The organism is Nonomuraea sp. bgisy101 (assembly GCF_057708945.1).
Map to the genome: position 1 here is coordinate 1 of NZ_JBYITD010000013.1, position 24502 is coordinate 24502.

The 24502-nt window shown below is 71.7% G+C and carries 24 protein-coding genes; 9 read left to right on the forward strand and 15 right to left on the reverse strand.

The annotated features are described in order from the left end of the window. Positions 1-28: 28 nt before the first annotated feature. Positions 29-1138 (reverse strand): M24 family metallopeptidase, encoded by a 1110-nt coding sequence (locus AC3EO4_RS24345; protein WP_379568733.1) that lies wholly within the window; start codon positions 1136-1138, stop codon positions 29-31. A 145-nt stretch (positions 1139-1283) separates the two neighbouring features. Between AC3EO4_RS24345 and AC3EO4_RS24350 the strand changes: the two genes are divergently transcribed. The 5 genes from AC3EO4_RS24350 (at position 1284) to AC3EO4_RS24370 (ending at position 7350) form a co-directional block, all read left to right on the forward strand. After that, the gene (locus AC3EO4_RS24350; RefSeq protein WP_379568735.1) at positions 1284-2555 is read left to right on the forward strand and encodes a PP2C family protein-serine/threonine phosphatase; all 1272 of its coding nucleotides are present in this window, start codon (positions 1284-1286) and stop codon (positions 2553-2555) included. Positions 2556-2615: 60 nt separating this feature from the next. After that, positions 2616-3509: a 5'-3' exonuclease gene (locus AC3EO4_RS24355; RefSeq protein ID WP_379569181.1), complete on the forward strand. Its 894-nt coding sequence runs from the start codon at positions 2616-2618 to the stop codon at positions 3507-3509. 133 nt (positions 3510-3642) lie between these two features. Further along, a complete protein-coding gene (locus tag AC3EO4_RS24360) occupies positions 3643-4167 on the forward strand; it encodes a (2Fe-2S)-binding protein (protein ID WP_379568737.1) in 525 nt (174 codons plus the stop codon). Further along, complete coding sequence (locus AC3EO4_RS24365; RefSeq protein WP_379568739.1) at positions 4160-5149, forward strand: FAD binding domain-containing protein; 990 nt, start codon at positions 4160-4162, stop codon at positions 5147-5149. Before AC3EO4_RS24360 ends, AC3EO4_RS24365 begins: the two co-directional genes overlap by 8 nt. Beyond that, positions 5146-7350 carry a xanthine dehydrogenase family protein molybdopterin-binding subunit gene (locus tag AC3EO4_RS24370; protein WP_431898014.1) on the forward strand — a complete coding sequence of 735 codons (2205 nt, stop codon included), beginning with the start codon at positions 5146-5148 and terminating at the stop codon, positions 7348-7350. The genes AC3EO4_RS24365 and AC3EO4_RS24370 overlap by 4 nt, the downstream gene beginning before the upstream one ends. A gap of 104 nt (positions 7351-7454) precedes the next feature. On the opposite strand, the gene AC3EO4_RS24375 is transcribed toward AC3EO4_RS24370, so the two are convergent. After that, complete coding sequence (locus AC3EO4_RS24375; protein WP_379568743.1) at positions 7455-8471, reverse strand: LacI family DNA-binding transcriptional regulator; 1017 nt, start codon at positions 8469-8471, stop codon at positions 7455-7457. A gap of 178 nt (positions 8472-8649) precedes the next feature. On the opposite strand from AC3EO4_RS24375, the gene AC3EO4_RS24380 reads away from it, so the two are divergent. Next, the gene (locus AC3EO4_RS24380) at positions 8650-10077 is read left to right on the forward strand and encodes an RNB domain-containing ribonuclease (RefSeq protein ID WP_379568745.1); all 1428 of its coding nucleotides are present in this window, start codon (positions 8650-8652) and stop codon (positions 10075-10077) included. 75 nt (positions 10078-10152) lie between these two features. On the opposite strand, the gene AC3EO4_RS24385 is transcribed toward AC3EO4_RS24380, so the two are convergent. The 3 genes from AC3EO4_RS24385 to AC3EO4_RS24395 all read right to left on the reverse strand — a co-directional run bounded on the left by AC3EO4_RS24385 (position 10153) and on the right by AC3EO4_RS24395 (position 13889). Further along, entirely contained in the window at positions 10153-10323 is a 171-nt protein-coding gene (locus AC3EO4_RS24385; protein WP_379568747.1) for a hypothetical protein, read from the reverse strand. A 197-nt stretch (positions 10324-10520) separates the two neighbouring features. Then, entirely contained in the window at positions 10521-13250 is a 2730-nt protein-coding gene (locus tag AC3EO4_RS24390) for a DEAD/DEAH box helicase (RefSeq protein ID WP_379568749.1), read from the reverse strand. Positions 13251-13280: 30 nt separating this feature from the next. After that, positions 13281-13889, reverse strand: coding sequence for a TetR/AcrR family transcriptional regulator (locus tag AC3EO4_RS24395; RefSeq protein ID WP_379568751.1), 609 nt, complete (start codon positions 13887-13889; stop codon positions 13281-13283). 53 nt (positions 13890-13942) lie between these two features. On the opposite strand from AC3EO4_RS24395, the gene AC3EO4_RS24400 reads away from it, so the two are divergent. Next, a complete protein-coding gene (locus AC3EO4_RS24400; protein ID WP_431898016.1) occupies positions 13943-15307 on the forward strand; it encodes an MFS transporter in 1365 nt (454 codons plus the stop codon). A 54-nt stretch (positions 15308-15361) separates the two neighbouring features. Here the strand turns inward: AC3EO4_RS24400 and AC3EO4_RS24405 are convergent, their stop codons facing one another. The 7 genes from AC3EO4_RS24405 to AC3EO4_RS24435 all read right to left on the reverse strand — a co-directional run bounded on the left by AC3EO4_RS24405 (position 15362) and on the right by AC3EO4_RS24435 (position 20752). Further along, positions 15362-15718, reverse strand: coding sequence for a hypothetical protein (locus AC3EO4_RS24405; RefSeq protein ID WP_379568755.1), 357 nt, complete (start codon positions 15716-15718; stop codon positions 15362-15364). A 2-nt stretch (positions 15719-15720) separates the two neighbouring features. Further along, a complete protein-coding gene (locus AC3EO4_RS24410) occupies positions 15721-16491 on the reverse strand; it encodes an FHA domain-containing protein (protein WP_431898018.1) in 771 nt (256 codons plus the stop codon). A gap of 49 nt (positions 16492-16540) precedes the next feature. Beyond that, positions 16541-17401: a diacylglycerol/lipid kinase family protein gene (locus AC3EO4_RS24415; RefSeq protein ID WP_379568759.1), complete on the reverse strand. Its 861-nt coding sequence runs from the start codon at positions 17399-17401 to the stop codon at positions 16541-16543. 3 nt (positions 17402-17404) lie between these two features. Then, positions 17405-18238, reverse strand: coding sequence for a twin-arginine translocase subunit TatC (gene tatC, locus AC3EO4_RS24420; protein WP_379568761.1), 834 nt, complete (start codon positions 18236-18238; stop codon positions 17405-17407). A 30-nt stretch (positions 18239-18268) separates the two neighbouring features. After that, positions 18269-18592: a Sec-independent protein translocase subunit TatA gene (gene tatA / locus AC3EO4_RS24425; protein WP_379568763.1), complete on the reverse strand. Its 324-nt coding sequence runs from the start codon at positions 18590-18592 to the stop codon at positions 18269-18271. A gap of 247 nt (positions 18593-18839) precedes the next feature. Then, positions 18840-19808: a helix-turn-helix transcriptional regulator gene (locus AC3EO4_RS24430; protein ID WP_431898020.1), complete on the reverse strand. Its 969-nt coding sequence runs from the start codon at positions 19806-19808 to the stop codon at positions 18840-18842. Continuing rightward, the gene (locus AC3EO4_RS24435; protein ID WP_379568767.1) at positions 19805-20752 is read right to left on the reverse strand and encodes a helix-turn-helix transcriptional regulator; all 948 of its coding nucleotides are present in this window, start codon (positions 20750-20752) and stop codon (positions 19805-19807) included. The genes AC3EO4_RS24430 and AC3EO4_RS24435 overlap by 4 nt, the downstream gene beginning before the upstream one ends. Before the next feature lie 39 nt (positions 20753-20791). Between AC3EO4_RS24435 and AC3EO4_RS24440 the strand changes: the two genes are divergently transcribed. Together AC3EO4_RS24440 and AC3EO4_RS24445 are read left to right on the forward strand one after the other, a co-directional pair. Then, positions 20792-21850 carry a DUF3866 family protein gene (locus tag AC3EO4_RS24440; protein ID WP_379568769.1) on the forward strand — a complete coding sequence of 353 codons (1059 nt, stop codon included), beginning with the start codon at positions 20792-20794 and terminating at the stop codon, positions 21848-21850. A gap of 58 nt (positions 21851-21908) precedes the next feature. Next, positions 21909-23051 carry a monooxygenase gene (locus tag AC3EO4_RS24445; protein ID WP_431898022.1) on the forward strand — a complete coding sequence of 381 codons (1143 nt, stop codon included), beginning with the start codon at positions 21909-21911 and terminating at the stop codon, positions 23049-23051. On the opposite strand, the gene AC3EO4_RS24450 is transcribed toward AC3EO4_RS24445, so the two are convergent. The 3 genes from AC3EO4_RS24450 to AC3EO4_RS24460 are packed head-to-tail and all read right to left on the reverse strand — an operon-like array spanning position 22988 to position 24492. Next, entirely contained in the window at positions 22988-23500 is a 513-nt protein-coding gene (locus tag AC3EO4_RS24450) for a DUF3291 domain-containing protein (protein WP_431898023.1), read from the reverse strand. The two genes, AC3EO4_RS24445 and AC3EO4_RS24450, sit on opposite strands and share 64 nt — an antisense overlap. Then, positions 23490-24122, reverse strand: coding sequence for a helix-turn-helix transcriptional regulator (locus AC3EO4_RS24455; RefSeq protein ID WP_431898024.1), 633 nt, complete (start codon positions 24120-24122; stop codon positions 23490-23492). Before AC3EO4_RS24455 ends, AC3EO4_RS24450 begins: the two co-directional genes overlap by 11 nt. 10 nt (positions 24123-24132) lie before the next feature. Next, positions 24133-24492: a hypothetical protein gene (locus tag AC3EO4_RS24460; protein ID WP_379568777.1), complete on the reverse strand. Its 360-nt coding sequence runs from the start codon at positions 24490-24492 to the stop codon at positions 24133-24135. Positions 24493-24502: the final 10 nt, after the last annotated feature.

Consider the following 24502-nt stretch of genomic DNA (forward strand, 5'->3'; position numbering starts at 1 on the left):
CGCCCTTTGCCCCTCCCCCCCCCGCCGGTCAGACGATCACGAGCTCGCGCGGGGTGTTGTTGAGCCGCTCCCCGCCGTCCTCGGAGCACACGACGATGTCCTCGATCCTGGCGCCGTGGCGTCCAGGCAGGTAGATGCCGGGCTCGACCGAGAACGCGAACCCGGCCTCCATCGGCTCGGTGTTGCCCGACACGATGTACGGCTCCTCATGCGTCTCGATGCCGATCCCGTGCCCCGTCCTGTGGATGAAGTACTCCCCGTAGCCCGCGTCCTCGATCACCGACCTGGCCGCCGCGTCGATCGACTCGCAGGTCACGCCGGGCCGTACCGCGGCGCAGGCGGCGTCCTGCGCCTGCCGCAGCACCTCGTAGTAGGCGGCGAAGTCGGCGGGCGGCTCGCCCACGCAGTAGGTGCGGGTGGAGTCGGAGCAGTAGCCGTTGTGCAACTGGCCGCCGATGTCGACGACCACGGGCTCACCGGCCTGGATGACACGGTCGGAGACCTCGTGGTGCGGGCTGGCGCCGTTGGGCCCCGAGGCGACGATGACGAAGTCGACGGTGGAGTGCCCGGCGGCGAGGATCGCGTCGTGGATGTCCTTGCCGACCTCCCTCTCCGTACGGCCGGCCTTGAGGAACTGCGGCACCTGGCGGTGCACGGCGTCGATGGCCTCGCCGGCCTCGCGCAGCGCGGCCACCTCGGCGGCCGACTTGCGCATGCGCAGCTCGCGCAGCACCGTGCCGGCCAGCACCTGCTCGGTGGACGGCATGGCGGCGCGGAAGCGCAGCGAGGCCATGGCCCACATCCGGTCGGCCAGCCCCACCTTGGCGACCCTGCCGAGGCGCGAGGCGACGACGTCGTAGGGGTCGTCGGTCTCGTCCCATGCCACGAAGTCGAGGCCGAGGCGCGAGGCGGGCGAGGCCTGCGCCGCGGGAAGCTCCAGTCGTGGAACCATCATGAACGACTCGCCGCTCGCGGGCACCACCAGGCAGGTCAGCCGCTCCAGCGGGAGCGCCTCGTATCCGCTCACGTAACGCAGGTCGGGGCCTGGGGTCAGCAACAGCGCGTCGAGGCCGGCCTTGGCGGTGGCCTCCTGGGCGGCGGCGAGGCGGGACACGGGGTAAAGGTCTTGGGACGTCACAGAGGCCAATCTACCCTCGCCACATTCCATGAAAAGCTCTCACAACTCGCATGCCGTCGCTACACTCCGTTCCAGGACGATCACTTACCGTGGGCAATTGTCCCGTTCCAGCCATTCGAGAAGTGAGCCCCTTATGGTCGGCGTCGTGGGCGGCCCTCAGCCGCCCCTCCCCTCCCCTGGCGACCGGCGGCCCGGCGGGCCGATGACGGCCGGCGAGCTCGTGCGCCAGCTCGCCGATCAGATCCAGCAGCGCGAGGCGGCCGACGCCCTCGCCGTCCAGCTCGCCCACGCCCAGCGCCTGGGCAACATGGGCTGGGCCGAGTGGAACCTGCGCACCGGCGCGGCCGCCTGGTCCGACCACGTCTATGTCATCTTCGGCAGGGACCCCGCCGAAGGGCCCATCAGCCTGCCCGACCTGGCCGCCTGCGTCGAACCCACCGACCTGGCCGCCCTCGACCAGTTGCTGTGGACGGTCGTGCAGGGCGTCGAGCCGGTCCAGGCCGAATTCAGGATCAGGCGCGGCGCCGAGATCCGCAACCTGCGCATGGTACTCGAACCGCTCATCGGCGCCGGCGGGCCCATCGGCGTCCACGGCGTCGTCCAGGACATCACGGGGCGGCGAAGGGCCGAGCGCATCATGACCGAGTCGCGCCGCCAGCTGCTCGAGGCCCGCGAGCGGGCCGCCGAGGAACGGCACGTGATGATCGCGATGCGCGAGGCGATCCTGCCCGAGCCTGTGGGCTGCCTCGACCTGCCGCAGGCGCGCGTGGCCGTCCGCTACGTGCCGGCCGGCAACTCCGCCAACCTGGGCGGCGACTGGTTCGAGGCGGCGGGGCTGCCGGACGGCCGGCTGCTGCTGGCCATCGGCGACGTCTCGGGGCACGGCCTGCCCGCCATCGCGCACATGGCCCAGCTTCGCCACGCGCTCATCGGGCTCACCATGACGGGGCAGCCCGCCGACCAGTTGCTCCAATGGCTCAACGAGCTGGTGCTGCACCGCCTGGTCGAGACGACGGCGACCGCGGTGATCGGCCACCTCGACACCGCCACCAACGTCTTCACCTGGGGTCAGGCCGGCCACCTCGCGCCGATCCTGGTGCGTGATGGCACGGCCAAGCAGCTCGATCCGCCGCACGGGGTGCTGCTGGGGGCGACCGGCGAGCAGCCGTACGAGCTGGCCAGCATCGAGCTGCGGCCGGACGACCTGCTGCTGCTGTTCACCGACGGGCTGGTGGAGCGGCGCACCCGCGACCTCGACGAGGGGCTGGCCCTGGCGGTGGCGGCGGCGCGCGAGCTGCCCGCCTACGACCTCGACGCGGGCCTCGACAGGCTGCTGGCCGGCATCGGCGGCTCCAACCCCGAGGACGACGCCTGCCTGCTCGCCGTCGGCATCGTGGGGCCGGGAATCCGCCAGTAGCCCCCGGGACGACGAGCGGCCACCGAAAGGACGCGGGAGTGCGACCATAGACGGGTGCTGATGCTTCTCGACACCCCGTCGCTCTACTTCAGGGCCTTCTACGGCATCCCGGAGTCGATGACGGCGCCCGACGGCATGCCCGTCAACGCCGTGCGCGGCCTCATCGACATGATCGCCACACTGGTCCGCAAGCACGCGCCCGCCGAGCTGGTCGCCACCATGGACGCCGACTGGCGGCCCGCCTTCAGGGTGGCCGCCATCCCCACCTACAAGGCGCACAGGGTGGCCTTCGGCGACACCGAGGAGGTGCCCGACACGCTGGTACCGCAGATCCCCGTGATCGAGCAGGTGCTCGACGCGATCGGCATCGCCAGGTTGCAGTCCGCGGGCTACGAGGCCGACGACGTCATCGGCACCCTCACCCACCGGGCGGGCGGCGCCGTCGACATCGTCACCGGCGACCGCGACCTGTTCCAGCTCGTCGACGACTCCCGCCCGGTCCGCGTCCTCTACACCGCCAGGGGCGTGCGCAACCTGCAGGTGGTCGACGAGGCGTTCGTCGCCGCCAAGTACGGCATCCCCGGCCGCGGCTACGCGGACTTCGCCACCCTGCGCGGCGACCCCAGCGACGGGCTGCCGGGCGTCGCGGGCGTCGGCGAGAAGACCGCGGCCTCGCTGATCACCCGGTTCGGCTCCCTCGAATCGATGCTGGCCGCGCTCGACGCGGGGCAGACCGACGGGTTCCCCGCAGGGTGCCGTACCAAGCTGGCGGCCGCCCGCGACTACCTCGACGTCGCCCCCGAGGTGGTCAAGGTCGCCGACTCCACGCCGCTGCCGGAGACCGACCTCGCCCTGCCGGCCAAGCCTCGCGACCCCGAGGCGCTGGTTCGGCTGGCCGACCGCTACGGGCTCGACGGGCCCCTCAACCGCCTGCTGGAGGCCCTGTCCCGGTGACGCGGGCCTGGCCGAGCACGGACGCTCTCGCCATCGATCACCACGAATCCGGACGAATCGGCGGCGTATAGTCGGTCGGAAGAGACCTCCCCCCGCGAGGCCGCGGCATGTGCCGCGCCGGAATCGAGGGGACATGGCTCACGACGGGGCTCATCCGCGACGACCCTCGGGGACGTCCGTGCCGCGGGTCGCGGTGACCTTGACCGTCAACGGCGTCGAGCACCGGCTCGACCTGGACTCCCGTGTCACCCTGCTGGACGCCCTGCGGGACGCGCTGGAGCTGACCGGCACCAAGAAGGGCTGCGACCAGGGCGCCTGCGGCGCCTGCACCGTGATCGCGGACGGCAGGCGGATCCTGTCCTGCCTCACGCTGGCCGCGCAGTGCGAAGGCCGGGCGATCACCACCATCGAAGGCCTCGGGGTCGAAGGCGCGCTCCATCCGGTGCAGGAGGCGTTCGTGCGCCACGACGCCTTCCAGTGCGGCTACTGCACCTCCGGTCAGATCATGTCGGCGGTGTGCCTGCTGACCGAGGAGCGCGCCGGGTCGGACGCGGACATCCGCGAGTTCATGAGCGGCAACCTGTGCCGGTGCGGCGCCTATCCCAACATCGTCGCGGCGATCCGCGAGGTCGCGGGGGCGGGTGGCGGCCATGCGTGAGTTCGAGTACGTCAGGGCGCGCGAGGTGGGCCAGGCCGTGGCGGCGGTGAGCGCCGATCCGGCCGCGTCCTATCTCGCCGGCGGCACGACCCAGCTGGACCTGATGAAGGACGGGGTCCTCGCGCCCCACCGGCTGATCGACATCACCCGGTTGCCGCTCGGCGGCATCACCCGCAGCGGGGACCTGCTGCGCGTGGGCGCGCTGACCACGATGGAGGAACTGACCGCCGACCCGACGGTGGCCGAGCGGCTGCCCTTCCTGCGCGAGTCTCTGCTGCTGAGCGCCTCCGTCCAACTGCGGAACATGGCGACCATCGGCGGGAACCTGCTGCAGCGCACCCGCTGCCGGTACTTCCGCGACCCCACCGTCCCCGCCTGCAACAAGCGGCGGCGCGGCACCGGATGCGCCGCGGTGGAGGGCGCGGCCCGGATGCACGCGATCCTGGGCGCGAGCGAGCACTGCATCGCCCTGCACGCCTCCGACATGGCGGTGCCGCTCGTGGCGCTGGACGCGGTGGTGCGCCTTCTTGGGGCGGACGGCGAGCGTTCTGTTCCGCTGACCGGGTTCTACCTGGTTCCAGGGGAGACGCCCGACGTGGAGAACGTGCTCGCCCAGGGCGAGCTGATCACCGCCGTGGAGATCCCGCTGCTCCCTGCGGGCACGCGCTCCACCTATCTCAAGATCCGTGACAGGGTCTCGTACGAGTTCGCGCTCACGTCCGCGGCCGTGGCCCTGCGGCTCGACGGCGACGTGATCGGCGAGGCACGCGTCGCCCTCGGCGGCGTCGCGACGATCCCGTGGCGCGTGCCCGAGGCCGAGGAGATCCTGCGGGGAGCGCCGGCTGACCTGCGGACCTTCACCGCGGCGGCCGAGGCGGCCGTCCGCGACCCGTTCACCGTGGAGGGCACCGCCTTCAAGGTCGAGCTGGCCGAGCGCACGCTGGTGCGCGCCCTGCGGACCGTTGCGGGAGGAGCGACATGACGACGCTCGAGCACGTCGAGCTGGTCGGCGAGGGAGTGGACCGGGTCGACGGCCCCCAGAAGGTGACCGGCGCGGCGCGCTATCCCAACGACTTCGGCTTCCCGAACCTGGCCCACGTGGCGCTCGTCCGCAGCACCATCGCCGCCGGGCGGATCAGCGGTCTCGACACGGGCGCGGCCGAGAGCGCGCCGGGCGTCCTGGCGGTCATCACGCACGAGAACGCGCCCCCGCTCGGGCGCGCACCCGACACGTTCCTCTCCGCCCCGCCGCCGCCGTTGCAGGACGACCGGATCCTTCACTACGGCCAGTACCTGGCCATGGTGGTGGCCGACACCGCCGAGCAGGCGACCGCCGCCGCCCGGCGGGTGCGGGTGGACTACGAGGCGGCCGAGCCGGTGACCGACATGCACGATCCGCGGGCGGAGCTGCTCACCGACCCTGGGGGCGTGGACAGCACGCGCGGCGACCCGGAGGCCGCCCTGGCCTCCGCCGAGGTGCGGTTCGAGGCGACCTACACCACCGCGCCCAACGCCAACAGCCCGATGGGCCTGTTCGCCACCGTCGCCGCCTGGGACGGCGACGCCCTCACCGTGCACGACGCCACCCAGTGGCCCGGCTATGTGCGCACGGCGCTCGCCCAGGTGTTCGCGGTCCCGGAAAGCGGCGTCCGGGTGCTGGCGCCGTTCGTCGGCGGCGGGTTCGGCGCCGGGCTGCGCGCCTGGCCGCACGTCGTGCTGGCGGCGCTGGCGGCGCGCATGGTGGGTCGTCCGGTCAAGCTCGTGCTGACCCGTCCGGAGATGTTCACCGGCATCGGTCACCGCACGTCCACGGAGCAGCGCATCAGGATGGGCGCCACCCGCGACGGGCGGCTGGTCGCCCTCGACCACGAGAGCACCACGACCCTGCAGATGGAAGGGAACAACATCGAAGCGTGCGCGGCGGGCACGGCCTCGGCGTACGCCTGCCCCAACGTCTCCACCAGGGACAGGCAGGTCCGGCTGAACGTCACCTGGTGCAACTCGATGCGCGCGCCCGGCGAGGCACAGGGGAACTTCGCGCTGGAGTCGGCCATGGACGAGCTGTCCTGCATCCTGGGCATCGATCCGCTCGAGCTGCGACTGCGTAACTACGCCGACAGGCACCCGCAGCTCGACCTGCCGTGGTCGAGCAAGGCGCTGCGCGAGTGCTACGAGGTCGGCGCCGAGCGCTTCGGGTGGTCACGCCGCCTTCCCGAGCCCGGCTCGATGCGCGACGGCGACTGGCTGGTCGGGTACGGCCTGGCCGGCGTCTCCTTCTTCTGGTACCAGGCGCCGTGCCAGGCCGGCGCGACCGTGCGCCGGGACGGGACCGCGCTGGTGCGCAGCGCGGTGACCGACATCGGGACCGGCACCTACACGGTGATGGCCCAACTGTCGGCCGAGCTCCTCGGGCTGGACCTGGAGCGCGTCACCTTCGAGCTCGGCGACAGCGACCTGCCGCCGGGGGCCCAGGCGGGCGGCTCAGGTCTCACCGCCGGCCTGGGCAGCGCGATCCACGCCGCCTGCCGCAACCTCGTGCGGGCCTTCCTGGACACGGTCCGCGACGATCCCACCTCACCGCTGGCGGGATGCACCGTCGACGAGGTCAGCGTCGGGCGCGGCCGGATCCACCGCACAGGATCGCCGGAGCGCGGCGAGTCCTACGCCGACATCCTTTCCGCGCACGGCCTGGCGGAGCTGACGGCCAACGGCGCCAGCACGCCTGCCGACTCCCAACAGCTCGGGCTGGCGCCCGCGGGCCCGTTCGGCGCGAGGTTCGTGGAGGTGCGGGTCGACCCAAGCCTCGGGCTGCTCAGGGTGGCCAGGATCGTCTCGGTGATCGACGCCGGACGGATCCTGAACGAGAAGACCGCGACCAGCCAGATCATCGGCGGCACGGTCGGCGGGATCGGCATGGCCATGTTCGAGGAGGTGGTCACCGACGCGGGGACCGGGCGCATCGCCAATGCCACTCTCGGCGACTATCTGATCCCGGTGAACGCCGACGTCCCCGAGATGGAGGTGATCTTCGTCGGTCGGCCCGACCGGTTCAACCCCATCGGGGTCAAGGGTGTCGGCGAGATCGGCCTGGTCGGCATCCCCGCCGCCATCGCCAACGGGGTCTATCACGCCACCGGCAGGCGGATCCGCTCGCTGCCGATCATGATCGACCAGCTCCTCTGACGATCCGGCCCTCGGCGGGGCCGGTCCTCGGCGGGGCCGGTCCTCGGCGGGGCCGGTCCTCGGCGGGGCCGGTCCTCGGTGGGGTCGGTCCTCGCTAAAGCGGTTCAGTTCCTCGCCGACGTGCTCTCTCGCACGGTCAGCCTGGGTGTGGGCGTCTTGACGTTCAGCGGGGCGGCCGGGTCGGCGATCGTCTCCAGCAGCGTCTGGGCCACCGTCCTGCCCAGCGCGAACGTGTCGCGCGAGAGCGCGGTGAGCGTGGGGTGCACGATCCTGGCCAGCACCGAGTCGTCGAACGCCACGATCGACAGCTCCCCCGGCACGGGGACGCGCATCTCGGCGGCGACGCCGAGCCCCGCCACGGCCATGACGTCGCTGTCGTAGACGATCGCCGTGGGTCGCTCGCGCCGCGACAGCAGCGCCCTGGTGGCCGCCGCGCCCTGCGCGTCGCTGAAGTCGGTCGGCACGGAGACGACCTCCTCCAGGCCGAGCCTGCGCGCCGAGTCGCGTAGCGCCCTGATCCGCCGCTGGGTGTGGCGGAAGGCGGGCAGCCCCGCCACGTGCGCGATCCTGGTGTGGCCGAGCGCGGCCAGATAGTCGGCGATCGACAGCATCGCCTCCCTGTCGTCGGCCCACACGCACGACAGGGATCCGTGGGGGCCGGGACCGCCGAGCACCACGGCCGGCACGCCCAGTCCGTCGAGCACCTCGACACGCGGGTCGCGTACCTGCAGGTCGACCAGGATGAACCCGTCGACGCGCCCCTCCGAGGCCCACCGCCGGTAGATCTCGATCTCGGCCTGGGTGTCCTCCACGACCAGCAGGTGCAGCGCCACCGCGCCCGCCGACAGTCCCGCCTGCAGGCCCGACAGCAGGTGCGCGAAGAAGGGCTCCACCCCGATGGTCCTGGCCGGCCTGGCGATGACCAGGCCCGCCGCCTCGGCCCGAGCCCCGCCGAGCGCCCTGGCGGCGCTGTGCGGGCGCCAGTTCATCTCCTCGGCCACGCGCAGGATGCGCGCCCTGGTCTCCTCGCTGACGCCTGGCCTGCCGTTGAGCGCGAAGGAGACCGCGCCCTTGGACACCCCCACCCTGCGGGCGATGTCGGCAATCGTCGGTCGCCCCACGGCTCCCCTTCCTCTCGCCGGGAGTCTAGCGAGAGAAGGGGCCGCAGACTCTGGAACGGTTTAGCGACCGCGTCCGGAATGGGAGCGGTCGCGGGGGCTCGGGCCGTTCTGCCCGCCCAGCCCGCCCGGTCCCGGACCCTGCCTCGAGGATGCTGCCATCTAGGGATAAGTTGATCAGGTGAGCACGAACATCCGAGTGTCCGGAGATGTCCACCCGCGGCTGGCGGACGGATTCGAGCGGATCAGGCGCGAGATCAAGCTGCCGGAGGAGTTCCCCAAGGCCGCGCTGGCCGAGGCCGCGCGCGTGGCAGGCGCCCCAGCGAACGCCGCCAGGCAGGACCTCACCGAACTGCCGTTCGTCACCATCGACCCGCCCGGCTCCATGGACCTGGACCAGGCCGTCTTCATCGAGGCGCTGGGCAGCGGCTACCGCGTGTGGTACGCCATCGCCGACGTCGGCGCGTTCGTCAGGCCGGGCGACGCGCTCGACGCCGAGGCGCGCCTGCGCGGGGAGACGGTCTACCTGCCCGACGGCAAGGTGCCGCTGCATCCGCAGGTGCTGTCGGAGGGCGCGGCCAGCCTGCTGCCCGGCGTGATCAGGCCCGCCGCGGTGTGGCGGATCGACCTGGACGCCGAGGGCGACCTGATCGGCGTGGACGTGCAGCGTTCGCTGGTGCGCAGCCGCGAGCGGCTCGACTACGACTACGTGCAGGCCACCGTCGAAACCGGCACCGCCGACGGCACGCTGAAGCTGCTGGCCGAGGTCGGCCGGCTGCGCCTGAACCTGGAGCGGGCCCGCGGCGGCGTCACCCTGCCCACCCCCGATCAGGAGGTCGTCGCCGTCGACGGCGGCTACCGCCTGGAGTACCGGGCGCCGATGCCGTCGGAGGCGTGGAACGCGCAGATCTCACTGCTGACCGGCATGTGCGCGGCCTCGATGATGCTGGACGCGGAGATCGGCGTGCTGCGCGTGCTCCCGCCGCCGCAGCCCCGCGACCTGGCGACGGTGCGCAGGGCCGCCCTCGCGCTCGGCGTGCCGTGGCCCGAGGGCGCCTCCTACGGCGACGTCGTGCACGACCTCGACCCCAAGGTCCCCTCCCACGCCGCCTTCCTCAACGAGTCGAAGATCTTGCTGCGCGGCTCCGGCTACGTCGCCTTCGACGGCGAGCCGCCCAAGCTGGCCGAGCACTCGGCGGTGGCCGCGCCGTACGCGCACGTCACCGCGCCGCTGCGGCGCCTGGTCGACCGCTACGCGACGGAGGTGTGCCTGGCGATCGCCGCGGGCGAGCCCGTGCCCGCCGAGATCCAGGAGGCGCTGGCGGGCCTGCCGGAGATCATGTCCACCACCGGCCGCCGCGCGAACGCGGTCGAGCGGGCCTCGATCGACCTGGTGGAGGCGTTCATGTTGCGGGACAGGATCGGGCAGAGCTTCGACGCCGTCGTGCTCGACATCGACGAGCGCCGCCCGGGCGGCCTGGTCCAGCTGACCGACCCCGCCGTCGTGGCCCGCTGCGACGGCTCCCCGTTGCCGCTCGGCCAGTCGGTCAGGGTCCGGCTCACCCAGGCCGACCCCAACACCCGCGAGGTCCGCTTCACCGTCGCCTGAGACTCCCGGGAAGCGAGAGCCGCGCGCGGAGCCGGGGGAACCCGCGCGCGGCCCGGTTCGGGTGCTACCGGTGACTCACTTCTTGAGGACGCTCCAGCCCGCGCCGACGCCCATGAGGTGGAGGGCGACGCACAGCAGGCCGGCGGTGCCGAGAGTGGCGACGGTGATCACGCCGCCGACCGCCACACCGGCGATCTCGAACACGAGGGCGAGCACGAACAGCAGGGCAGCGATGAGAGCGAACATCCCAACCTCCAGGCGGGGGAGACCTTCCGAGATGGGCATTTCCGCTGTGATCACCCGGAAAACTGGCGCGAAGGTGACCTTAGGTGAACCTACGACCACGTCACCTTGACCGGCCGGTCAGCCACCCGCCCCGTCGTCCGCCCCGCCTGTAGGGCGAGCCCGCGCCGCCCGCCGTGCGACACGGCGGGCGGCGTCGCTCACGACAACGAGGAGTAGGCGACGACGCCGCGTCGCATGGCGTCGATGGCCTTGTTGGCCGTCTGCTTGACCTTGCTGCCGGGAGGGGCGGCGTTGCCGAGCTGCCCCAGCAGGTCCATGAGCTGCTTGATCCAGCGCACGAAGTCGCCCGCCGCCAGCTCGTTGCCGTTGATCCCGTCCATCAGGACCGCGTCGAGGCTGTGGCCCTTGGTCCAGCGGAAGGCCGCCCACGCGAACCCCAGGTCGGGCTCGCGGATGATCGACAGCCCGTTGTCCTTCTCGATGCCCTCCAGCTCGCCCCACAGCCTGATCATCGCCGTGAGCGCGTCCTGGGCCTTGCCGGCGGGGATCTTGGGCCGCCTGGCGTCGTCGGCCTGGCGGGACTCGAACACCAGCGCCGAGACGCACGCCGCCAGTTCGGCGGGGTCGAGCTCCTCCCACAGCCCCGTCCTGAGGCATTCGGCGGTCAGCAGGTCGAGCTCGGTGTAGAGGCGGCCGAGGCGGCGGCCCTCGCCGGTGACGGTCTCGCCCTCCAGGTAGCCGAGCTGCTCCAGCACCCCGCAGATCCGGTCGAAGGTGCGCGAGATGACGTGGGAGCGGCCTTCGACGCGGCGGCGCAGCCCCTCGGTCTCGCGCAGCAGCTTGTAGTAGCGCTCGGCCCAGCGGGCGTGATCCTCCCTGTCGGCGCAGCCGTGGCAGGGGTGCTGGCGGATCAGCCGCCGCAGCTCGGCGATCTCCTCGTCCTCCACCGCGTGGTCGCGGGCGCGCGCCGGCTTGCCGAGGTCACGGTCACCCATCTTGGCCAGCAGTGAGGAGACGAGGTTGGCGCGTTCCTTGGGGGCGCGGGCGTTGAAGTTACGCGGGATGCGGATCTTCTCGAGCGGTTCGACCGGCACGGGGAAGTCGTCCGGGTCGAGCTTCTTGACCTGCTTGCCGATCGTGAGCACGAGCGGGTTGGGCCCGTGCCCTCGCGGGTTGAGCCCGGGATCGAGCACGATGGCGAGCCCGGCCCGCCGCCCGCCCGGCACGCGGATCACGTCGCCGGGCTTCAGCTCCTCCAGCGAGCGCACGGCCGCGGCCCTGCGGGCGGCGCCGCGCTGCTTGGACAGCTCGGTCTCGCGGTCTGACAGGCGCCTGCGCAGCCCGGCGTACTCGGTGAAGTCGCCCAGGTGGCAGTGCATCGCCTCCTGGTAGCCCTCCAGCGCCTCCTCGTGCTTGCGCAGTTGCTTGGCGATCCCGACGACCGCCCGGTCGGCCTGGAACTGCGCGAACGACGCCTCCAGCAGGGTCTTGGCGCGCTCGCGGCCGAACTGTCCGACCAGGTTGACGGCCATGTTGTAGGAGGGCTGGAAGCTGGAGCGCAGCGGGTAGGTGCGGGTGCCCGCCAGACCGGCGACCGAGATCGGGTCCATGCCGGGCTGCCACACCACGACCGCGTGGCCCTCGACGTCGATGCCGCGCCGGCCTGCGCGGCCGGTGAGCTGGGTGTACTCGCCGGGGGTGAGGTCGGCGTGGGTCTCGCCGTTCCACTTGTCGAGCTTCTCGATCACCACGCTGCGCGCGGGCATGTTGATGCCGAGCGCCAGCGTCTCGGTGGCGAAGACGGCCTTGACCAGGCCGCGGGTGAAGAGCTCCTCCACGACCTCCTTGAAGGCCGGCAGCATGCCCGCGTGGTGGGCGGCCAGGCCGCGTTCGAGGCAGTCGCGCCACTCGAGGAAGCCGAGCACCGCCAGGTCCTCGTCGGGCAGGTGGGCGGTGCGCTCGTCGACGATCTGGCGGATCTCGTGGCTCTCGCGCTCAGTGGTGAGCCTGATGCCCGCGTACAGGCACTGCATGACGGCCGCGTCGCAGCCCGCGCGGGAGAAGATGAAGGTGATCGCCGGCAGCAGGCCCTCGGAGTCGAGCTTGTCGATGATCGCGGCGCGGTCGGGTGGGCGGAAGCGTTGCGGCCTGCCGTACCCTCGCCTGCCCCTGCCGCCGGCCAGCCGCTCCTCGTCGCGGGTCAGGCGCATCAGCGTGGGGTTGATGCGCATGAGGTTGTCGCCGTCGTCGGAGGAGAACAGGTCGTAGACCCTGTTGCCGACCATCATGTGCTGCCACAGCGGCACGGGCCGGTGCTCGTCGACGATCACCGTGGTGTCGCCGCGCACCTCGCCCATCCACTGGCCGAACTCCTCGGCGTTGCTGACCGTCGCCGACAGCGCCACCAGCCTGACCGAGTCGGGCAGGTGGATGATGACCTCTTCCCACACCGCGCCGCGAAAGCGGTCGGCCAGGTAGTGGACCTCGTCCATTACCACGAAGCCCAGCCCTGCCAGCGTGGCCGAGCCCGCGTAGAGCATGTTGCGCAGCACCTCGGTGGTCATGACCACGATGGGCGCGTCGCCGTTCACGCTGTTGTCGCCCGTCAGCAGGCCGACCTTGGCGGTGCCGTACCGCTTGACCAGGTCGTTGTACTTCTGGTTGGACAGCGCCTTGATGGGGGTGGTGTAGAAGCACTTCTGGCCCTGCTGCAGGGCCAGGTGGACGGCGAACTCGCCGACGACCGTCTTGCCCGAACCGGTGGGGGCCGCCACGAGGACTCCGTCTCCCGCTTCCAGCGCCCGGCAGGCATCGAGCTGGAACTCGTCCAGGTCGAATTCGTAGTGCCCCCGAAACGACCCGAGCGCGGCGCCGTCATCCCCGTACTTTTCACGGAAGGCCGCGTAGCGTTCCGCTGGCGTTGTCATACCACCACCCTACCGAAACCGCCATTCCGGTCAGGCCAGGTAGTCACCGAGCCCGTCGGCCAGGACCGCGAACCCCTTCTCTGCCGCCCCGACGGCCGCGGGGTAGGCCTGCTCGGCGCTCTGCCCCAGGTAGATGCGGGTGGTGTTCTGCGTCTGCAGGGTGCGCCAGAGCCCGTAGATCATGCTGGCCGCGTACGGCGCGCGCTCGTCCTCGCCCAGCGCGGTGGCGAGCCTCCCCTCGGCCTTGACGTGGAACAGCAGCATGCGCGCCGCCAGCGAAGGGGTCCGGCGCATCAGGTTGAGCAGGCGCAGGAACTCTGGGCGGTCGCACAGGCCGGTCTCGGGGGCGTGCCTGGCCAGCGCGTCGAGGAACTGCCGCCGTGCCGTGGCCGCGACGGACTCGCCGGGCAGCCGGTCGGACATGAGGGCGGGGATCTCGCCGAGGTCGTCCTCCATCGGCGCGAGGACGATGTCCTCCTTGGTCGGGAAGTAGTTGAAGACCGTCATCTTCGAGACCTTGGCCCTGGCGGCGATCTCCACGACCGACACCTCGTCGAAGCCGCGCTCGCCGAACAGCTCCATCGCGGCGTCGTGGATCGCCTGCCTGGTCTCCAGCTTCTTGCGCTCGCGCAGCCCCACGCCATGAGCATACCTATATTGACTCGGTCGAAACTTTGACCCAGTCTAGATTCATGTCTCCAGCGCAGAAGGGCTGGGCCATGACGGGCGTGCTGATCACGCTCGTCATGGCCGTGCTCGACCAGAACATCGTCTCCACCGCCTCGTGGGCGATCGTCTCCGACCTCGACCCCGCGCACGGCCTCGAACGCCTGCCGTGGCTGGTCACCTCCTACGCCCTGGCCGCCACAGCCGCCCTCCCCCTGTACGGCAAGCTGTGCGACGTCCACGGCGCCAAGCGCGTCTACCTCGCCGCCATCGCCCTGTTCCTGCTCGGCTCGGCGCTGTGCGGGCTGTCGCAGGACATGCCGCAGCTCATCGCCTCCCGCGCGATCCAGGGCCTGGGCGGGGGCGGCCTGATGAGCGTCACCCTCGTCGTCGTCGCCCACCTGACCCCGCCCGAACAGCGAGCCACGGCGGGCGGCGGAGCCGGCGGCCTGCTCGCGGGGGTCGGCCTGGTCGCGGGACCACTCCTCGGCGGCCTCTTCACCGACCAGGTCAGCTGGCGGTGGATCTTCCTGATCAACCTGCCCTTCGGCCTGCTGGCGCTCGTCAGCGCGGCGATGTCGCTCGACCTCGGCGACGGCGGCCGGCACCGCCGCATCGACTACCTCGGCGCCGCCCTGGTCGCCGCGGCGGCCGCCCTGTTCCTGCTGATCGTCGAGCACGGCCTGACAGAGCTGATCGTCGCCGACGTGGCGCTGCTGGCCGCCTTCCTCTGGCGCCAGGCCACCGCGCCCGAGCCGATCCTGCCGCTGTCGATGTTCCGCGACCCCGTCCTGCGCGTCGCCCTGCCCCTGCAGTTCCTGACGGGCGCCGGCATGACGGGCGGCCTGTTCTACACGATCGTCTACCTTCAGGCCGTCGCCGGGGTCGAGGCGACGGACTCGGGCCTGTACCTGCTGCCGATGGCGGCGGGCATGATCGTCTCCGGCATGGCGTCGGGAGTGCTGATCGGCCGGGGCCACTCCAGCAAGCCGTTCCTGCTGGCCGGCACCGCCATGGTCACCGCCGCGCTGGTCCTGCTCGGGCGACTCGCCGTCGACACCTCCCCCTGGACCCTCGGCCTGGAGCTGCTGCTGTTCGGGCTGGGCCTCGGCCAGATCCTCGGCATCGTCATCTTCCTGGTCCAGAACTCCGTGCCCGCCTCCGAACTCGGCGTGGCCACGACAGCCATCCGCTTCACCCAGATCCTGGGTTCGGCGCTCGGCGCCGCGATCTTCGGCGTGATCCTCACCAGGGTGGCGGCGAACGGCTCGCTCGTCACCGGCATCGATGTGGTGTTCCTGTCCGGGGCCGGGGTCATGGCACTGGCGCTGGCCCTGACGGCCTTCCTCAGGACCGGACGGCGGGCCGAACCCGTCGCCGCGCAGTGCTGAGCCCGGGGTCCGTCGCGGCGGCGGACACCCGAGCGCGCGCCTTTACAATGTAGATCAAAGGCCGATCATCCGCAGGATCGGCGCTCCCAAGGCCCCCAGCCAGTCGGCCAGCGCCGCCAGCGGCTCGCGCAGCGCCGTACCCGCGCCCGCGACGGCGCCGACCGCCTGCGCGATCGTCGTCAACCTGCCCGCGATCGCCTGGCGGTCGGGCTCCGCCCGCGCCAGCTCCGCCTGCACGGCCTCGGCCTGCGCCGCCTCCTGGCGCAGCCCCGCCCCGCGCAGCGCCTCGGCCAGCCGGTCCGCCCAGTCGGCCGGGCCGCCGCCGACGAACGCCTGCTGCCCCCCGTGGATCGTCTGGTCCCCCGCCACGTTGTTGATGTTGCCCTGCTGCGAACCGATGTTGAAGACCACCGCTATCTCCTCCGTACGGCGGGCGAGTTCCACGAGTGCCGGGGATCCACGTCGACCCTGCGCGCCCGCGCCGCCGCGACGATCTGCATGATCAGCCCCACCCAGAACAAGATGTTGCCCACGAACCCGACCGCGAAGGCGATGAGCCCGACCGGCACACCGAGCCCCACGTCGGGCCCGAAGGGGAAGTCCTCGGGCATGCGCCCGCTGGTGAACGAGCTCTGGAAGTCGCCCATGCCCTTGATGAGCACCGCCGCGTAGGCCGCCGCTCCCCCGAACATCATCAGGACGCCGAGCCAGAACACGCTCCTGGCCTTGCTGCGGTAGGCGGCCACCTGCCGCAGGAAGCTGTCACGCTGCTGGACGTAGTGGTTGTTGTACTGGTTGCCCGCGACGTTGTTGAGCTGACCCGCCTCCTGCCTGCCCACGTGGTAGCTGACCGCCGCGGGCATCGCCATGGTCTGGCCTCGCTCGCCGCCGCCGTCGTCCTCGAAGCGGGCGTGCACGGTGCCGAGCCTGACGACGTCGCCGTCCCGCAGCCGCCGGGGTCTCGACACCCTCTCCTGTCCCACGACCGTGCCGTTGCGGGAGCCGAGGTCCTCGATCGTCACGCCGCCGGCCGCGGGCACGACGGCGGCGTGCACGGCGCTCAGATGCGGGTCGTCCAGCCGCAGGTCGGCCGACGAGCCGCGGCCGATCACCTGCCGCCGCTCCCCCACGAGCAGCACGGTCCCCTCCAGCGCCGGAGGGTGGATGACGATCAGGCGAGGCATGCCCCCATCGTGACCCGCCGGGTCCGGCCGCGCCTGAGTAGGCCACTACTCAAATCAGGACGCGCAGCGCTCCGGGCGAGACCGTGCAGGTGAGCGGCAACGGGCCGATGCGCTCGCCGTCGGCGTAGGCGACCACGTCGGGCGCCTCCAGCGTGACGCTGCGCGCCTTCAGCATGGTGACGGCGGGATGGGAGGCGTGGCGGCCCCGGTAGACGCCGGCGAAGGAGCGGACGAACGACGCCTTGCCGACCGCCCCGAGGATGGTGACGTCGAGCAGGCCGTCGTCGGGCTCGGCGGTGGGGCAGACGCGCATGCCCGCGCCGTAGGAGGAGGTGTTGCCGACGGCCACCAGCATCGCCTCGTGCTCGGCGACCTCGCCGTCGACCGTGAGCCTGAAGGCGATGGGGCGGAAGGAGCGCAACTCGCCCGCGGCCGCGACCAGGTACTTCGCCATGCCGGGCGGCCAGGTGAGCGCGTTGGCCCGCTCGTTGACCCTGGAGTCGAAGCCGCAGCACATCACGCTGGCGAACCACTCGTCGGGTCCGATCCTGGCGGCGTCGACCACGCGTGTCCTGCCCCGCAGGATCGCCCTGACCGGGTCGCGGCCGGTCAGGCCCATCGCGGCGGCGAAGTCGTTGCCGGTGCCCGCGGGGATGACGCCCAGCGGCACCTCGGTGCCGGCGACCGCCTGAACCGCCAGGTGGACCAGACCGTCGCCGCCGAAGGCGACCAGCGCGTCAGGGCGTTCGGCGACGGCCGTACAGGCTCGTTCCAGAGCGTCGGCCGGGCCGTCGCCCACGATCACGCTCACGTCCGCGCCGCCCGTGCGCAGCCTGCGAACCACGGGTTCGAGCAGGCGCAGCGTCCTGCCGCCCCCGGCGGAGGGGTTGACTAAGAGAGCGAGGTCCACCCGTCAGTCGTCCAGGTTGAGCGGGGCGGCCTCGTCGTCGGACAGCAACTCGTCCGGGTCCTGCGGCCTGCGCCGCTCCCTCAGGAAGATGAAGGCCTCGGCCAGGAAGTAGAGGATCACCATCGGCGCGGCCAGCGCCATCATCGTCAGCGGGTCGCCACCGGGGGTGATGACGGCGCCGAAGACGAACATGAGGAACACCACGGTGCGGCGGTGCTTCTTGACCGTCGCGTGCGACAGCACGCCGATGATGTTGAGGAAGACCAGCAGCAGCGGCAGCTCGAACGACACCCCGAAGATCACCAGCATGATCAGCACGTAGTCGAGGTACTCGTCGATCTGGATGGCCGCGACCGTGTCGGCCGGCGCGAAGCCCAGCAGGATCGCCAGGCTCGTGTCCATGATGAAGTAGGCCAGCGCGCCGCCGCCGAGGAACAGCGGGACGGCGATCGCCAGGAACGCCACGCTGTAGCGCTTCTCGTTGCGGTAGAGGGCGGGGGTGACGAAGGCCCAGATCTGGTAGAGCCAGACGGGCGAGGACACCAGGATGCCCACCATCGCCGAGACCTTCAGCGTGGTGAAGAAGGACTGGAAGATGCCGCCGGTGACCAAAGTGCACTGCCCGGGACGCAGCTGCTGGGCCGCGGTGTTCTCGCAGAACGGTTCCTTCAGGAAGACCCACACGGGATCAAAGAGGAAGAACCCGATGACCACGCCGACGATCAACGCGAGAAGCGCGATGACGAGCCTGTTGCGCAGCTCGCGCAGGTGCTCCATGAGGGGCATGCGCCCCTCATCGTCGACGGAGGCCTTGGCCGGCCGTTTGAACAGCACCATTCAGCAGTCCCTGGTGAGATGAGGGTGTTGTCAGGCGTTCTTGTTGGCGGCGGCCTGCGCGCGAAGCTTGGCGGCCTGCTCCTCGAGCTGACGGGCCTGCTCCTCGGGCGACAGCGCGGGGGCGGCGGCGGGCAACGGCTGGACGGGCTGGGCCTGCGGCTGAGGCTGAGCCTGCACGGTCGCCTGCGCGACGCCGGCGTCGTCGTCGTCCTCGCGCAGCTTGGTGGTCTCGGCCTTGAAGATGCGCAGCGACTTGCCCACGCCCCGTGCCATCTCCGGCAGCTTCTTGGCCCCGAACAGCAGGACCAGCACGCAGGCGATGATCAGGAGCTCAGGCACTCCGAGGTTCGGCATGAAACATCCTTATTGAGCGAGGTGCAATCTCACGCTCGATCGTACGCTGCCGGAAGCACAGTCTCATCCCCTGCACTCCCGTTCGCCCCATTTCGAGCCCCTATTGTTTTCCCTCTGGCCGTGAGCTGGGCACTTGCGCGCCGCACCTCGGCGCTCAGCTCCCTCGCGGCGACCAGGACACGGACGGCCACGAACCCCAGCACGGCGATGCCGGCCGCGCCCATCCCGACCGCCACGTAGATCCAGGTCATGACGCCTGAGCGTACAGCGACAGTGCCCGCTCGGCCTCCTGCTGCACCCTGGCGGCCAACGCCGGGGGCGAGACGATCCTGCCGGTGTCGCCCAGGCGCAGCGCGAGCTTGAGCGTCCAGTCCTCGTCACGGGCGCGCAGCGTGACCCGCAGCCGCCCCTCCCCGAGCTCCTCGGCCTGCTCGTACGGGTAGTACTCGGCCACCCACCTGCCCGCGGCCGTCACCTCGAGCACGATGAGCTCGTCGGTGGGCGACGGCCTGAAGACGCCCTGGGTGACGTCGATCGGCTCGGCGCCGGCGGGCGGGTCGGCGGGGACGTCGAGCACCTCGACGGTCAGCATGCGGTCGAGCCTGAACAGCCGCATCGCCTCGGCCCTGTAGCACCAGCCCTCCAGGTAGGTGCGGCCGTCGGCGACCACGAGCCTGGTCGGGTCGACCTCGCGAGGGGTCACCTCGTCGCGTCCCGGCACGTAGTAGCGCAGCGACAGCCTGCGCCCTCCGACGAGCGCCTCGCGCACCCTGGCGGCGGCGTCAGGCGCCGACTCCACGTCCACCGCGAACTGGCTGCTGACGGCCGCGGCGCCCTCGCCCGCCGCCTGCTCCAGCTTGGCCATCACGCGCGGCAGCGCGTCGCCGTGCGCGAACTCGGCCAGCTCGGGGGTGGCCGACAGCATCCGCAGCGCCACCAGCAGCGCGCTCGCCTCGTCGATGCCCAGGCGCAGCGGGCGGGCGATGGTCTCGGCGTTGTCGATGATGATCTCGCCGCCGTCCCAGGAGACGTCGATGAGGTCGCCGGGGGTGTGGCCGGGCAGTCCGCACATCCACACCAGCTGCAGGTCGTCGATGAGCTGCTTCTCGCTCAGCCTGAAGACCGCCGCCACCTCGCCCACCTGCGCCCCGGGATGGGACATCAGGTACGGCACCAGCGCCAGCAGTCTCGGCAGCCTGTCCGCGGTGGAACTCATACCAGTGCCCCCTTCAGCCGTGCGATCACGGCCTCCCTGGCGTCGGGCGGACCCACCACCATCACATCGGCTCCCAGGCTGGCGATCCATCCGGCCAGCCGCTCGGGGTCGGCGAAGACCAGCTCCACCGTGTCCCATCCGTCCTCTCCCTCCCGCACCGAGCGGGCGACCTGCCGCAGTCCCTCGCACGCGCCCTGGCGGACCCGGAGAACGGCGGTGCGCTCCTCCATCGCCTCCTCGGGGAAGCCGACCATCGAGCGCAGGTCGACCCCCTCGGGCACCTCGACCGCGCCAGGCCTGCCCACCGCGGCCACCTGGCCGGAGATGCGGCTGAGCCTGAACACCCGCGGCGCCTGCCTGTCGCGGTCGAAGCCCGCGACGTACCACCTGCCGCGCCGGCTGATGACCCCCCACGGCTCGACCGTGCGGGTGCGGACCGACTCACCCGCCGCGGGCCGGTAGTCGAAGCGGACGACCCGCCTGTCGCGCACCGCCTCCCACAGCGGGGGGAAGGACGGGTCGCGGGTGTCGACGCGCAGCTCCAGCGCCTCGCCGGGCCCCGCGTCGGTGGCGACGCCGCCGGCGCGCAGCTTCAGCAGCGCGCCGCTGGCCGCCTCGGCCAGGCTGGCCCGCTGCCACACCTGGGCCGCCAGGCCCAGCACGGCCGCCTCGTCGGGCTCCAGCGTGATCTCCGGCAACTCGTAGGCCTCGCGCTGGATCCGGTAGCCGGGCTCGTCCTCCCACGGGTCGCGGTGCACCTCGATGGGGATGCCGATCTCGCGCAGCTCGTTCTTGTCGCGCTCGAACATCCGCTGGAAGGCCTCGTCGCCGTCGCGGTCGTAGCCGGGCACGGCGTGGCGGATCTGCTCTGCCGACAGCGGGCGGCGCGTCGCGAGCAGGCAGATCACAAGATTGAGCAACCGCTCTGTCTTACGGCGCGACATCTGCCCTTCTCCTCACTCGTTCGACGCTACCCTGCCTCCGTGATCAGATGGCGCAAGGGCGAGGTTGTCCGGATCCGGCGCGAGTGGCCGGGAGCAATGGAGCTCGAGGTCACCGTGCCCGAGGGGACATGCAGGGCGCTGGCCTATCCCCTGCTGGTGGGGCGTCCCGAACCAGGTGACGAGGTGCTGCTCAACACGACCGCACTCGCGATGGGTCTCGGTACGGGAGGTTACGCCATGGTGGTGGCCGTCCCGAACAGATTGCCGGAAGATCCTGAAGGTCCCGGCCACCTGGTGAAGGCCCGCTACACCCCGCTGCAGGCCACCGTGCTCGGCGCCGACGAGCAGGACTCCCCCTTCCACGAGTTGCTGCGCGAGGCCGACTCCCTCGACGGGATGCCGGTCGTGGTCGCCGATCTGCACTCGGCGCTGCCGCCCATCCTGTGCGGGATGTCACCGCGGCCGCGGGTGGCCTACGTGATGCTGGACGGCGGCGCGCTGCCCGCCTGGTTCTCGATGGCCTGCGCGAAGCTGCGCGAGGTGGGCTGGCTGGCGGGCGTGGTCACCGTCGGGCAGGCCTTCGGCGGTGACGTCGAGGCCGTGACCACCCACACCGGGCTGCTGGCGGCCAGGCACGTCCTGCACGCCGACGTGGCGATCGTCGCCCAGGGCCCGGGCAACCTCGGCACCGGGACCCGCTGGGGGTTCTCGGGGGTGTCGGCGGGCGAGGCCGTCAACGCCGCCGCCGTGCTGGGCGGGCGGCCCGTGGCGGCGCTGCGCGTCAGCGAGGGGGACAGGCGCGAGCGGCACATCGGCGTCTCCCACCACTCGCTGACCGCCTACGGCAGGGTGGCGCTGTCCGAGGCGCAGGTGGTGGTGCCCGAGCTGCCGGGCGAGTTCGGCGAGCGGGTGCGCGACCAGGCCGAGCTGCTTGCCGTACGGCACGAGCTGGTCTCGGTGCCGGTCGACGGGTTGTACGAGGCCCTGCTGGAGTCGCCGGTCAAGCTGTCGACGATGGGGCGCGGCCTGGAGGAGGACCTGGCCTACTTCCTGGCCTCGGCGGCGGCGGGACGGCACGCGGTCACCCTTCTGGGGTAGGGGGCAGATCCTCCCGTGGAGGGAGGACGGCGGGCCGCCCGTCGGGGATCGTGAAGCGATGAAGCGAACACGCATCGTGCTCCTCACGATCTTGGCGCTCGTCGCGACGGCCTGCGGTGCGAGCGGGGTCGCGAACAGGCCGCACGCCGGGCAGCACGGGAGCCTGCACGGCACCGCCACGGCCGCGCCCGTCAGCGCACCCGCGCGTGCGGGTGAGCGGTTCGTCACGCTGACGATGCCCGGGCCGTACACGCCCAAGCCACCCAACGGCGGCACCGACGAGTACCGCTGCTTCCTCATCGACCCGAAGCTGACGGCGCCCGACACCTTCCTGACCGGCACCCAGTTCAGCGCGCAGAACGGTGACGTGGTCCACCACGCCATCCTGTTCAGGGTCGACGCCGACAAGGTGGCGGAGGTGCGCGCCTACGACGCCAAGGAGCCGGGCGAGGGCTGGGGCTGCTTCGGCGACGCGGGCGTGGGCGATGCCGACTGGATCGGCCACTGGGCGCCGGGCACCAGCGAGATCCTGCTCGATCCGAAGCTCGGCTACCCGATGGCGGCGGGCAGCGCGCTGGTCATGCAGGTCCACTACAGCACGCTGGCCATCGGCGACCGGCCCGCGGGCAGCGACCAGTCCAGCGTCAGGCTGCGCCTGACCACGGGCAAGCTGACACCACTGCGCACCGAGCTGTTCATGGCGCCGATCGAGCTGCCCTGCACGGCCGAGGAGAAGGGCGCGCTGTGCGAGCGCGAGGCGGCCATCGCCGACGTGGGCCGCCGCTTCAGCAGCGACGCCAAGGAGCTCACCACCCAGCTGGTCACGTGGTGCTCGGGCGGCAAGCCCGTCCCCGGCCCGACCCAGCACTGCGACATGCCGATCGAGAAGCCCGCCACCCTGCACGCGCTGGCCGGGCACATGCACCTGCTCGGCCGTGCCATCAAGGTGGAGCTGAACCCGGGCAAGCCCGGCGCCCAGACCCTCCTCGACGTCCCGCAGTACAACTTCGACAACCAGGCGCTCCAGCCGCTGGCCAAGCCGGTCGCCGTCAAGCCAGGCGACACGATCCGCACCACGTGCACCCATGACGCCTCGCTGCGCGCCCGGTTGCCGCTGCTGCGCGACCTGCCGCCGCGCTACGTCGTCTGGGGCGAGGGCACCCAGGACGAGATGTGCCTGGGCATCGTGGTGGCCTCGTAGAAGTCCTTGAACGTGAACGCCTCGGGGCCCGGCCCCTCGGCCCTGAGGCGCTCGAGCCTGTCCATCCCCTCCGCGAGGGTCGGGATGGTGCCCGCGGGGACCCACCACATCACCGTGTACGGCTCGGCCATCTGCAGGAACCACTCCCTGCGGCGCTTCAGCACCGCCAGGTGGCGGCTCTTGTAGACGAAGTTCCACAGGGTCTCGCGCGACTCCCACACCGAGAAGTTGATGACCAGGTGGTCGCCGTAGTCGTGCTGGACGGTCAGGGTCGGGTCCTGCTCGCTCTCCTTCAACCGCCACACGAAGCCGGGCGCCGCGTCGGAGAGCACGTTGACGGGTTCGAGGTTGGCGACGAAGTCGGCGAGTTCGGGCGTGTCGAGGGGGGCGCGCAGGTGTGCGACGTTCAACTGGGCGAGATGCATGGGCACCACTATGTCAATCTTCATTAGTTTTAGAAAGGGTGACGCAGCATTCACCCGGTCGCGGATCGAGCGCCGCCCTGCCGGGATCCTCACCCAGCCCCTCCAGCAGGCCCTGGCACAGGGCCAGGTTCATCGAGCAGACCAGCAGCGGGTAGTCCTGGGCCAGGGCGTGAAAGGGGCAGTTGCGCTGCCTGACGACGCCCTCCTCGACGTACGGCTCGTAGCCGCGCGCCCGCAGCGTCTCGACCGGGTCGCCGCCGTCCGCCGCGATGCGCAGGCCCGCCGCCCGCGCCGCCCGCTCGGCCTGCTCCTCGCCGCCGAGCAGCTCGACGACGTCGGCCAGCACCGAGGCGAGCGCGCCGTAGTCACGCGGCGGCAGGCTCACCGACAGCTCGGCCGCCGCCCGCCGGTAGACCTTGGCGGGCCGGCCGCTGCCGGGCCCCTTGCGCTCCTGCGGCCTGAAGCCCGCCTCCAGCAGGCCGGCCTCCACCAGCCTGTCGAGATGGTGGGCGGCCAGCGTCCTCGACACCCCCGCCGCCTCGGCGGCCTCGCCGCGCCCCACGTCGCCGCCATCGCCCGCGACGTAGGCGTACAGGCTGCGGCGGACGGGATCGCTCAACTGGGACAGGGCCTCGAGGTCGCTCACAGCGGCGAGTCTACGAGCCGAAGTGCCGGGCCACGTGCTGGTAGGTGCACCCGCGGCTGGGCTTGCGGCCCAGGTACGTGCGGTAGCAGTCCTTGCCCTTGACCACCCAGATGTCCATGTCCTGCGGCGCGCCCGCCGCCTTGCGCACCGCCTTCGCGTTCGACAGGAGCCTGGCGGCCAGCTTCTCGGCCGACGACGCGGAGGTGGCGTAGGCCATCGCCCACGCCTGTCCGACATCGCCGCCGTAGAGGCAGCGCGAAGCGGGCACCCCTGAGCAGAAGTCGCGCGGGGCCGCCGCCGCGGGTGCGGCGGGAGCGAGGCCCAGAGGCAGAGCTGTGGCGATCGCCAGCGACACGAGTACGCGGATCATCGTCACATCG